Source organism: Methanomethylovorans sp. (assembly GCF_041447285.1).
In the GTDB taxonomy this organism is placed as follows: Archaea; Halobacteriota; Methanosarcinia; order Methanosarcinales; family Methanosarcinaceae; genus Methanomethylovorans.
In genome coordinates this window covers 31,870-44,076 of sequence record NZ_JBGMEB010000008.1, presented here as the reverse complement: position 1 = coordinate 44,076, position 12,207 = coordinate 31,870, and the positions used below count along the sequence as shown (strand labels likewise).

The 12,207-nt window shown below is 40.8% G+C and carries 11 protein-coding genes; 10 read left to right on the top strand and 1 reads right to left on the bottom strand.

Translation table 11 applies throughout. The features are described from left to right. Positions 1 to 76 precede the first annotated feature (76 nt). The 10 genes from ACC612_RS05400 to ACC612_RS05355 all read left to right on the top strand — a co-directional run bounded on the left by ACC612_RS05400 (position 77) and on the right by ACC612_RS05355 (position 11,501). On the top strand, positions 77 to 1,132 hold the full coding sequence (locus tag ACC612_RS05400) for an FIST signal transduction protein (RefSeq protein ID WP_371853469.1): 1,056 nt from the start codon (positions 77 to 79) through the stop codon (positions 1,130 to 1,132). Continuing rightward, complete coding sequence (locus tag ACC612_RS05395) at positions 1,107 to 2,387, top strand: sensor histidine kinase (protein ID WP_371853468.1); 1,281 nt, start codon at positions 1,107 to 1,109, stop codon at positions 2,385 to 2,387. Before ACC612_RS05400 ends, ACC612_RS05395 begins: the two co-directional genes overlap by 26 nt. A 151-nt stretch (positions 2,388 to 2,538) precedes the next feature. Further along, positions 2,539 to 3,600 carry a DUF362 domain-containing protein gene (locus tag ACC612_RS05390; protein ID WP_371853467.1) on the top strand — a complete coding sequence of 354 codons (1,062 nt, stop codon included), beginning with the start codon at positions 2,539 to 2,541 and terminating at the stop codon, positions 3,598 to 3,600. Between the two features lie 216 nt (positions 3,601 to 3,816). Continuing rightward, positions 3,817 to 5,292: a DUF2193 domain-containing protein gene (locus tag ACC612_RS05385; RefSeq protein ID WP_371853465.1), complete on the top strand. Its 1,476-nt coding sequence runs from the start codon at positions 3,817 to 3,819 to the stop codon at positions 5,290 to 5,292. 88 nt (positions 5,293 to 5,380) lie between these two features. Further along, entirely contained in the window at positions 5,381 to 6,445 is a 1,065-nt protein-coding gene (locus ACC612_RS05380) for a 60S ribosomal export protein NMD3 (RefSeq protein ID WP_371853464.1), read from the top strand. A 13-nt stretch (positions 6,446 to 6,458) separates the two neighbouring features. Then, positions 6,459 to 7,610 (top strand): ATP-grasp domain-containing protein, encoded by a 1,152-nt coding sequence (locus ACC612_RS05375; protein ID WP_371853463.1) that lies wholly within the window; start codon positions 6,459 to 6,461, stop codon positions 7,608 to 7,610. Between the two features lie 95 nt (positions 7,611 to 7,705). After that, positions 7,706 to 8,200, top strand: coding sequence for a transcription factor (locus ACC612_RS05370; RefSeq protein WP_371853462.1), 495 nt, complete (start codon positions 7,706 to 7,708; stop codon positions 8,198 to 8,200). A 1-nt stretch (position 8,201) separates the two neighbouring features. Beyond that, positions 8,202 to 8,708, top strand: a complete 507-nt coding sequence (locus tag ACC612_RS05365) for a TIGR00295 family protein (protein ID WP_371853461.1) — start codon at positions 8,202 to 8,204, stop codon at positions 8,706 to 8,708. A gap of 150 nt (positions 8,709 to 8,858) precedes the next feature. Beyond that, positions 8,859 to 9,491 (top strand): archaeal proteasome endopeptidase complex subunit beta, encoded by a 633-nt coding sequence (gene psmB / locus ACC612_RS05360; protein ID WP_371853460.1) that lies wholly within the window; start codon positions 8,859 to 8,861, stop codon positions 9,489 to 9,491. A gap of 99 nt (positions 9,492 to 9,590) precedes the next feature. Beyond that, entirely contained in the window at positions 9,591 to 11,501 is a 1,911-nt protein-coding gene (locus ACC612_RS05355) for a beta-CASP ribonuclease aCPSF1 (RefSeq protein ID WP_371853459.1), read from the top strand. On the opposite strand, the gene ACC612_RS05350 is transcribed toward ACC612_RS05355, so the two are convergent. Next, positions 11,502 to 12,143: an HAD family hydrolase gene (locus ACC612_RS05350; protein WP_371853458.1), complete on the bottom strand. Its 642-nt coding sequence runs from the start codon at positions 12,141 to 12,143 to the stop codon at positions 11,502 to 11,504. Between the last annotated feature and the right edge of the window lie 64 nt (positions 12,144 to 12,207).

Below are 12,207 nucleotides of genomic sequence, written 5' to 3'. Positions count from 1 at the left end.
CCCGACTTCGAATGTAGAAGAAATAGTCAATGGCATAGAGCAACTAAATGTTCTGAAGAACAAAACAGTTCTCATATTGCTTGCCGGGCAAGAACCCCCAGAAGTCTTACATTTGATATCTGAACTCAACAAAAAGAAAATTGATTTCTTTGGTGGAATATTTCCGGGGCTTATATATGGTGCTGAAAAATATCACACTGGAGCAATAATTCATGCCTTTCCTGTGATACAGCGACCAATATTAATACAGAACATCAGTGAACCCTCTAAAGATTTAAGTAGTTACTACACACCACTAGATAAATCGTATAAATATAAACCAACTGCATTTATTATTGCAGATGGACTGTCCCCTAAAATATATTCATTCCTATCTTCAGTTTATAATGTATATGCTGATTCTGTCCACTACTTTGGAGGAGGTGCAGGTACTCCCTCTTTCAAGGAACAGCCATGTATCTTTAATTCTGATGGTTTTTTCCAGGATAGTGCAATAATAGCTTTTGTTGATGCAAAATGTGGACTTGGAGTGCAGCATGGCTGGCATAGGATCATGGGTCCGATAATTGTAACTAAAAGCGAGGGAAATGTCATCAAGGAGCTTAATTGGAAAAATGCATTTGAAGTGTATCAAGAAGCAATAGAAACAGATTCTGGAAGAAAGATCGATCCAGCTAATTTTTTTGAAATTTCACTGAATTATGCTTTTGGAATCTATTGCGAAGGTGCTGAGGACATTGTACGAGATCCCCTTAAGGTAAATGAGAAGGGAGAATTAATCTGTGCCGGAGAGGTTCCTGAAAACGCAATTATTAACATCCTGAAAGGGGAGAAATTATCACTAATCAAATCCGCAGAAACTGCGTTAGAAGATTCTTTATCTGCTGGTGACATGGATGTAAATCATTGTCTTGTGATGGATTGCATAGCCAGATCAATGTTTCTGGAAGATGATTTTAAAGAAGAGATAAGAACAATAATGAAAGGTTTTGAATCGAGGAATATTCATGTAGTTCCTGAAGGTGTTCTATCTTTGGGAGAGATCGCCTCAAGAGAAGAAGGCGTCCTGGAATTATTCAATAAAACTATTGTAATCGGAGTATTCCATGAATCAACAGATACAGCACACTGAAATCTTTAACCAAATGTCTCTTCTCTATGAACTCTCTCTTTCTATAGGGAATTCACTTGATATAGTCGATAATTGTGATGCCTTTCTAAAAAAACTGATGTCAAGAAAAAGACTCACTTACGTTTCTGTCTGGATAAAGGATGAATATCTCTCTTTTACTGAGACAGAGACTGCCAGTCTGGTATATGCGAATCCTGAGTACTATATTATACGACGGACAATTCCACTTTCACACCCAATATTTTCCGATATCTTAAATGAAAGCGTCCTTCACATAAATTCACAGGATAAGAGGTTCAAGGATTTTATTGCAGAAAAGAAATTCACAACAGGTTCATGTATTATTTATCCCCTTAAAAATTATGGTAGATTGAAACTCTATTGGACAAAAGAACTTGAAGATCCCGAATACACAGTTAACCAACTGAATAATGTCATATCCAAATTTGCGTTTTCACTTGAAGCCTGCCTTCTGCACAAAAGATCTTTGTGGGAAATGGAAGAAAAGAGAAAAGCACTTGAAGATAAAATCCTTGCAGAATCTTTGAATCGTGCCAAAAGTGAATTTCTTGCAAATATGAGCCATGAATTGCGTACACCCCTTAATTCAATAATTGGATTCTCAGATCTGCTTCTTACCGGAAGCTCTGGTGAACTAAATGATAAGCAGACACGATATGCAAGAAATATATCAAATAGTGGAAAAGATCTGCTGAACATAATCAATGATATTCTAGACCTTTCAAAAATAGAAGCACATAAGATGAGCCTAAATTATGAGGAAGTATCTGTAAAACAGATTGTTGATGAAGTTGTGACGAGTCTTAAACCTTTGGCCGATAAAAATAAGATACTACTTGAAATATCTCATCTCGAAGAAGAGATCATAATAGCTGATAAGAGTAAAGTTAAACAAATATTAGTAAATCTAACTGGAAACGCTATTAAATTCACACCTCCTGAGGGATATATAACTATTTCTTCATTTATCAAAGATAAAAATATTAATATCCAGGTAAAGGATACAGGAATTGGCATTTCTCCTCAGGACCAAAAAAAATTGTTTCAGCCATTTAAACAAATTGATTCTACCCTCAGCCGAAAATATGTTGGAACGGGGTTGGGGCTTTCCCTTGTAAAAAAAATGGTGGAAATGCACAATGGTACAATATCACTGGAAAGTGAGGTTGGAAAAGGCAGTACATTTACAGTATCATTGCCAACAAAGGCATCTCAGAGCATACCTATACAATAAGTGTAATATAAATCTCTACACTTTTTCACTCTTAGAAAGTAAAATATTCATATTGAAACACATCATCAACATTAGCATACACCAATCACATATGCTTTTATATCGTTATGTTCCAAAATGACTTTGATAAGATGTTGCCGGAGGAAACAATATGAGTGAAGTATTTTTTAGATCAGCTGCAGAGATAGGACCAACAAATACACAGATAGATCAGATAAAAGAGCTTTTCCAAAAAATACCAGTGGTGGAAGAAGGCGATCTGGTAGCCATCAAGATACATCCCGGAGAATATGGTAATACGACCTATGTGCGCCCAGTCATAGTGCGTACTCTAGTTGATCTTGTAAAAGAAGCCGGAGGAATACCATTCATAACTGATACCACAGTGCTGTACGGTGGAAAGCGCTTCAATGGTGCTGAACTCCTCTGGACAGCAGCTGTAAATGGATTCACAGATGGAAGCATGAATGCTCCTTTCATTCCTGCAGATGGCCTTCTTGGGGATGACAGTGTTACAGTACCCATAGGAGGAGAATATATAGACGAGATAACAGTAGCTTCCGCCATTGCAAAAGCTGATGCCATGATCATGATCTCGCATTGCAAAGGCCATCCTGCATCTGGTTTTGGTGGTGCTGTCAAGAACCTTGGCATGGGATGTTTAGACAAGACAGGGAAAGCAAAAGTGCATGCTCCTGGAAAGCCGGATGTTGACCTGGAAAGCTGCGTCGGATGTGGTAAATGCTTGCAGGCATGCCCCTGGGATGCCATATCCCTGGTAAATTGTAAAGCGAATATCGATAAAAACACTTGTAGAGGAGAACAATCATGCTTGGGATCATGCAGATTTGAAGCCATAGTACCATCTGAAGGGCATACCACAGAAATACAAGCCCGCCTGGGAGAAGCTGCTCTTGGACCACTCAAACTGCTTCCCGGAAAGATAGGATATATCAACTGGATATTTGATCTGACTCCCGGATGCGATTGTTTCAATTTCTCCGCACCGGTTTTCGCCGGAAATGTGGGTATGCTTGCTTCAATGGATCCGGTCTCCATAGACAAGGCAAGCCTTGACCTTATCAACAAAAAAATAGTTGAAGAGGGGTGTATGCATTCGATAACCGATGTATGGGGTATCGATCCGAGAATACATCTTGAATATGCTGCAAAGATGGGAGCAGGCAATATGGAGTATTCCTTAAATATTTGAAATTCTGCTTCTTTTTATTAAGAAGGGGTTATTTTTTATATTATCTGCTCCCATTTTTAAAAGGGTGTTAGCAATCCTATGGGGAGCAGATCTTGGATTTGTTGATATTCGAATTTAAAGTTAGTTTATCTGGCCGTGAATTGCCATTTTGCGTTCCTATTTAGTGGAACGGATACCCATTGATTGCAACAGCTATCCAAAAAGTGGGGTTTGTATATGAAAGAACTATACGATAAAATGGCTATAGAAGCCATGGCTGCACAAAGAGCTGTAGTCAATACAATAAATGCGAAACGTGGAACCAAGTTCAAGGTAAAGGATGCACAGCCTTATGTTGATGCTGTTAATAAAATGAAACCGATGGGAGAACAAGCCAAGTCTGTTTTTGCCCTTCACATGGATTCCGTTAATACACATTTCAATGTGCTGACAGGACTTACAGATACCGTCAGGCCTGAAGATGATCCTTTTGTGGAGCATTACCAGACACCTCCCATAATGGAGATCCTGTATGAGGAAGACCCGGCTTTCAAGAGATCCGTAGAAAAGTTCGTGGATGAGATAGGCAGGTCTGAAGCTTTGATCGGCAGAGAGTCTGTGCGCAGGTATGGAGGTTTCTACGGGCCCACCTGTGTAGTAGACTTTGCATTTGTACCTGGAAGTACCAGTAATGTGGTCAACAGGATCCTGCAGAAAATGGACATACCACTGGACCACAAACGCGCTATCCTCTCCTCTAAATCATGGGGCATGAACACTTCCTATGGAGTGGGAGCGAAGTTCCAGATGGCTATAGAGGATGGCAAAACGTTGTCCGAAGCTATGAAAGAAGAGATATCAATGCTGAAGATGGTCTATGATACGCCTGTGGATGCTCAGGCTAAGCTCATGGATGAAGCGGGACATACCTCATTTGATGTGCGTAAATATATGGCACAGTATAAGGACAAGATGAAAAAGACAGTAAAGAATGCAATTGACGATGAAGTGTTCTATGGCAATATAGTCACTGTACCTGCCTACGGAGTAGGTGATGTGGCACATCACATATCACAGTCCATGTTCAACATGACCAAGGACGACGTGGTGATGGCTGTGATCAACGCTGTTACTGAGGTAATGGAAGCTACAATGGAGAAAGCCAGGGGAAAATTCAAGAATGAATATTCTCCGCTCACAATTGCCACAGATGCAGCAGCTGCAGCGGCTACAAAGATACTATGGATGGATGGCTTCACCACCATGATGGTGCTGGATCTTTTGGTCAAAAGATTCCATAACCTTGTGCTCAATAATCCAAAAAGAGGTGCTGCTGCAGAATTGCATAATGTTGATTTCATTGACCTTATAGAGAAAGGAGAAAGGATCATAGATCACAAACCCAGAGGTGCAGGTTGTGTAGTTCAGGGGATAACTATTGACCTGAGTCCCATAGAAAGAAATACGGTACTCAATAACCCGCAGTGGTACACTTATCCGGCATGTGCCATCACAGTCAGGTTCTCTGCTCTTATGAGACTTGCAGATTTCCCGTGCCTGCTTACTAGTGAACCGGTAACTGCGACCATGATGACGAACATAATAGCCCTGCACAAGAAAGAACCACATTCGCCTGCTAGGGTATGCAAATTCTGCGCAGCCAACTATTTCGATTACAAATGCAAATACTGCAACTGGACGGAAGCCGTCTGATCGGTGTGCCCTTTAAGGGTACACATTTTTCAAACAAAAAAAGCTACCGACCGAAAGTCCTATTTAATCACACACATTATGAATTGCAATGACTTCTACCATTTGCCCTAAATGCGGGAATAATACTTCTATATTGCTCAGCGGTATTTGCAAGGAATGCTTTTTTGAGAATTTTGTGCTGGCCCAGCTACCTCAGGTACTACAGGCAAAGATATGTGCAACTTGTGGAGCACGTTTTACCCGTGGCAGGTGGACAGATGAATATGATGTTGAAAGTGTTGTATTGAAAACAATTGAAGATTCCCTTTCAATCCATGAAGCAGCAGAAGATATTGAGATTTGCATAAATCCCCGCCAATTAACCCCGCATATGTACAAGGCGGAAGTAGAAGTAGTTGCAAGAATTCAGGGGGAACCAGTAAGTTCTGAACTTTCTACTGAAATCAGGATCTTACGAGAATCATGTGAGATGTGCAGCCGAATGTCTGGGGGTTATTTCGAAGGAATCATTCAGATAAGAGCCGCCGAGAGAATTCCCAGTGAAGATGAATTAGATGCATGCATGCGAATTGTGAACCTGACAATTGACAGGATGCGCGACAAAGGTGACAGGCTTGCATTCATAACTGACACGATCAAATCAAAAGAAGGCTTAGACCTTTACATCGGATCTGTTAATTCCGGCAGACATATTTGTAAAGCCATAACAGAAGAAATAGGCGGTACGTTTTCTGAATCTCCGTCATTGTTCGGCCAAAAAGATGGCAAGGAGATATACAGGATAACTTTTTCCATGAGGCTTCCACGCTTTACACCCGGAGATATCATTGCTATCGGAAACAGGAAAATTGTTGTAAAACACATGGGAAAGAAGCTAACTGGCACTAACCTTATGGATAGCTCTCGCTTTATTGCCACAGAAGAGGAAACCGTACAGGCAAAACAGGTAGGGCATATAAGGGATACAGTAGATGCAGTTGTTGTTTCTGAAGAAGAAAACGAACTTATGATATTAGACCCGTTCACGTTCAGGACTGTGAATGTAAAGAAACCCATAGGTTTTTCACCAGTTGAAGATGGTGAGATCCCGGTTATAAGAATAGAAGAAACGCTATTCATCTTACCTCCCGAATGGAGAACTAACAAGATATAAAAGGATTGATCTTTTGAACATCCTTGTAATTGGTTTCAGTACCCGCAATATTGTATGTTCCGGCAGCAGAGCAGGTTACAATATGTATGCAATAGATGCCTTTTGCGACCAGGATACTGTAGGATGCTGCATTGCCACAAAGGAGTTGCCCAAAGACCTGGACATCAGAAGCAAAGATGCAGAAGATACTATATTTAACATGATAAAGGGATTCGAAGTCGATTTTGATGCATTGATCCCATGTTCCGGATTTGAGTCAATGAACTTCAGTTCGTTGCCATACCCCGTCTTGGCCAGTGAACCAGAGCATATCCAAATGGTACAGGATAAATTCACTCTTTCACATTGGCTTGCAGAGTCCGGATATCCTCATCCGCATGTTTATGAGAATATAAACTGCAAGCCGGATAGATTCCCTGTGATCATAAAACCCCGCAAAGGAGGGGGAGGAATATTTAACCGGATAGCCAGGAGCGAGCAGGAGCTTGTAGCAGCTGTGACAGATATTATGGAAGATGAACCCTCTTTTTGCCATAGTGACCTTATGATGCAGGAGTTTATCGAAGGCATTCCTTCAAGCGTTTCACTGATCGCCAGTAAGGACAAAGTAGTAGCTGTAGCTGTCAATGAACAGATGATAGGAGTTCCCTGGCTGACAAGGATGCAATTTGCTTATTGTGGCAATATCACACCATATGAAGGTAACTATACCGAAGAAATGTGCAACATTTCCGAAAAGCTTGTAAGAGAACTTGGACTTATGGGATCTGTCGGCATAGATTTTATTGTGAAAGAAGACGGACCTGAAATAATAGAAATAAACCCCAGGTTTCAGGGAAGTCTGGATACAGTAGAACTGGCTACTGGAATTAACCTTTTTGAAGCACATATAAAAGCATTTGAAGGAGAGGTACCCGAAAGAAGAGAGGAGATTAAGAAATATGCAGGAAGATGTATAATATATGCAAGTAAAGAACTTATACTAAATACACAAGTTTTAGATCTGATGCATCAGCAAAATATAGCAGATATACCTCAACCGGGTTACATTGCGTATGAAGACTATCCTGTAACCTCTCTCCTGTGTACAGCTGCAAATCGGAAAGAAGTGTTCGATTCACTAAGACGAGATTCTGGAAAGATAAAGGTACTATTAGATAATTGACCAATTGCCTTTAAATAGAAAGCAACTTGCACATGATGTGCAAATATTAATATGACAATAAGACAGATTAGCAACCTATTCTTGAGGTGAGTTTTTTGATAGATATGAATGATCCTGTTATCCGAGGATACCTAATTCGGCTCGTGGGCGAAGAAGGACTGTTGATGATCGAAAAAATGCCCGAAGGTGAAGTCACTGATGAGCAAATAGCCCAGGCCACAGGCATACTTCTCAATATAGTAAGGAGAACCCTATTCATATTGAATGAAAACAAGCTTGCTATTTGCAGAAGGGAAAGAGATGCCAGTAGCGGGTGGCTTACATATCTCTGGACTCTTGATATGTCCGATATTGAGAAGCAGCTTGTCAAAGAGAAAAAAAGGCTCGTGAAGAACCTGAAAGTGCGTAAGGAATTCGAAGAATCCAATGTGTTTTATGTGTGTCCGGAAGGCTGCGTAAGAATGGACTTTAAACAGGCTTCAGAATGCATGTTCATGTGCCCGGATTGTGGCGAAGATATGATACACCAAGACAATGCACCTTTTATGCAGACGATACAGGAAAGGATCAAAAACCTGGAAAGCAGATGATATGATCTCACCGGACAGAGCACTGCAAATCCTCAGAGATGAAGGCTGCTCTGAGAAGGTAATCGTCCATTGTAGAGCTGTTTCTGAATATGCTTCAGAAATCGCTGAAAAACTGGCAGCTTCTGGAAAAACGGTGGATATAGAACTGGTAATAATAGGCGGCTTGCTTCATGACCTTGGAAGATCCAGAAGCCATGGTATAGATCATGCTGTGATAGGTGCCGATATAGCTATGCAACTAGGTCTTGACCCATTGATAGTCAATATAATAAAAAAGCATATAGGTGCGGGTATTACCAGAGAGGAAGCAAAAGAACTTGGTCTGCCAGATGATGATTACATGCCATCAACCCTCGAAGAGAAGATCGTGGCACATGCCGATAACTTCATTTCAGGCAATGAAAAGATAAGCATGGTGCAGCTGAGGCAAAAGATGAAGCAGAAGCGTTTTAGTGATGAAAGTACAGCACGTATCATCTTGCTGGCAGAAGAAATAGGCGTATATTGAAATTACATTGCCTGCTGAACTGTTTTTGCTGACCTGATGCTGCATCCATGGAAAGGCTTATATATAATCTAACTAATCAATACTGTGTCTGGGTTACAGATATTATCTTTTTGTCAAAATTTTCTCATTTTGCGACGATGAGGTATACTGATGGTCGATGATAAATATTTAAAAGGTACAACTACTGTAGGCATAGTTTGTGATAAAGGCGTGGTACTTGCTACGGAAAGACGTGCAACTATGGGAAATTTCATAGCCAGCAAGACAGCCAAAAAAATTTATCAGATAGATGATCTTGTAGGTATGACCACTGCAGGATCCGTAGGAGATGCTCAACAGATAGTGCGCATAATGAGTGTTGAGTCTCATCTTTATAAAATGAGGCGTAAAGAGCCTATGACTATTAAAGGTATTACTACACTTCTGTCAAACATCTTAAGCGGGCAGCGCTACTATCCCCTTATGGTCCAGCTGCTTGTAGGCGGTGTGGATAAGAATGGTCCCTCCATATTTTCTCTTGATGCTCTTGGAGGTACAATCGAAGAGACCAAAGCTGTAGCAACTGGATCTGGTTCACCAATGGCTTATGGAGTATTAGAGGATCGGTTCATGGACGGGATGTCCGTTGAGGAAGGAGTAGAGCTGGCAATACGCGCGTTACATAATGCAATGAAGCGTGATTCAGCATCAGGTAATGGAATTGATGTTGTAGTAATAACTGCCGACAAATTCAATCGATTGGAAGAAGAGGAAGTTCAACAGTACAGGGATAAATTAAATTGAGATTGTTCTGAAATTCTGTTGACTTTGTGTTGATATCTGTTCTATCTTGCATAGATCAAAATTTTATATTTTTTTATTTTTCTCAAAGGAAGGCTTTTAATGGCAATAGATGAAGTATTAGCTGATCTAAAACAAAAAATAGACGAAAAATTGCCGAAAGGCACTACTATTTCTAGTGTAGAGTTCGAAGGTCCGCAACTCGTGATGTATACTGAAAACCCATGGAGTTTTGCTGACAATGGTAACATAGTACGAAACCTTGCAAAGACTCTAAGGACACGCATAGTCGTACGTCCAGACCCAAAGGTTTTGCTGCCACCTGAAGAATCTGTCAAAAAAATCGTTGAAACTGTACCTGAAGACTCAGCTATAGCCAATTATCACTTTGATCCGGATGTTGGAGAAGTCATAATTGAAGCCGAAAAACCAGGCCTTGTAATTGGGAAACACGGGGAGACTTTAAGAGAGATCACAAAAAAGATAGGATGGACACCAAAAGTTGTGCGTGCTCCACCCATATCATCAAGGACAGTAAAGAATATCCGCGAATTCATGAAAACGAACCACAAAGAAAGGAAAGAAATTCTCAAAACCGTGGGTCGTAAAATACACAGAGAATGCACTTCCAAAGATCAATGGGTTAGAGTCACAGCACTAGGGGGATGTAAAGAGGTCGGAAGAAGTTGTTTCCTGCTTTCTACTCCTGAATCCTGCGTAATGATAGATTGTGGTGTTAATGTTGGTTCTGAAGAAAACATGACTCCTTACCTATACGTTCCAGAAGTTTCACCTTTGAGTAAACTCGATGCAGTAGTTATTACACATGCTCACCTGGATCATCAGGGTCTTTTGCCACTATTATATAGATATGGATTTGAGGGACCTGTGTATTGCACACCCCCTACAAGGGATCTGACAGCATTGTTAGAGCTTGATTTTATAGATGTAGCTTCCAAGGAAGGTAAAAGGCCTCCATATTCTTCAGCAGATGTGCGTGAAGTTCTTAAACATACCATTGTCCTGGATTATGAAGAGGTTACAGACATTGCGCCTGATATTAAACTCACATTCCACAATGCAGGACACATTCTTGGTTCTGCAATCTCCCATTTCCATATAGGAGATGGATTGCATAATGTCGTCTTTACCGGCGACTTCAAATACGAGAAAACCAGGCTTTTTGACCCTGCCGTTAACAAGTTCCCACGTGTGGAAAGTGTGATAATGGAGTCAACTTACGGAGGCTCAAATGCGATCCAGCCATCTCTGCAGGATGCAGAGAGTCATCTGCAACAGGTAATAAAAAACACTCTTCAGAATAAGGGAATAGTATTGATACCAGCTTTCGCCGTAGGAAGAAGTCAGGAAGTTATGATAGTACTGGAAGATGCCATACGCAAAGGACTGATAGATAACGTTCCTGTGTACCTTGATGGTATGATATGGGAAGCTACAGCTATTCACGCTACATATCCAGAATATCTTAACAACGATCTTAGAAAACTTATTTTCCAGAAGGGAGAGAATCCATTCCTTTCTGAATGTTTCAAGCCTGTAGATTCCAATGAGCTCAGGCATGAAATCATAGAAAAGCGTGAGCCTTGTGTCATTCTATCTACATCAGGTATGATGAATGCAGGTCCTGTAATGGATTATTTCAAAGCCTTTGCCGAAGATGAAAGGAATACTCTTGTATTTGTTGGTTATCAGGCAGATGGGACCCTGGGTCGCAGGATCCAGAAGGGCTGGAAAGAGATACCTCTTAACACCGGAAAGGGCACAGAGGTGATACACATGAACATGAACGTGGAAATCGTTGATGGGTTCTCTGGCCATTCAGATCGCAGGCAGCTTATGGAATATGTGCGAAAGATGAAACCAAGACCTGAACGCATATTTACAGAACATGGAGACGAAAGGTCATGTATCGATCTTGCAACTTCCATCCATAAAAAGAACAAGATGGAAACAAGAGCGCTCACAAACCTCGAGACCATTCGTCTTGTATAATCAGATAAGTTTATACAGATAAGCTATAAGTTCGGCATGGTCCCTAACTACCATGTCGGCACCTATTAATTTTTCTTCTGGAAGATAAGTAGGGACTGCCACACAATAGATTCCTGCTGTTTTTGCAGACTTTACTCCCAATGGAGCATTTTCTATCACCATGCATTCTTCAGGTACAAGCCCAAGTTTCCTAGCTGCTGTGAGGTAAGGCTCAGGATCGGGTTTTCCACGAGTAACATCTTCACCTGAAACTATCGTATTAAAGATACCAGAATAGAACCTATCCATTAGTGTATTTACTATTGTCCGGTCAGCTCCCGACGCTACAGCCAGTTTATACTTCTTTTTCAGCGCCTTCAGGCATGCCTGCATACCCTTGAAAGGTTCTGCCCTGTTGTTACGTAGGAAATGTTCCCTTTTCTTTTTTAGAAATATTTCATAATCAGATGTGCTGGGTTTCAATCCAGCCTTATGGAAAATGAGATCTACAACACCTTTGTGATTGGAGCCTTCGATCTCATATATATCCATATTCGTGATATGGATGCCTGCCTCCTCGAAAGTCTGCACCCAGGCATCAGCATGATAGGGCATAGAATCCATGAGCACACCATCAACGTCAAAGATCAGACCTTTTAACATGCACTTTCATCTTTGGGTATCGGATAAATATTTGTGCATCTTATGAAGAGGATTCAGGTTTGGA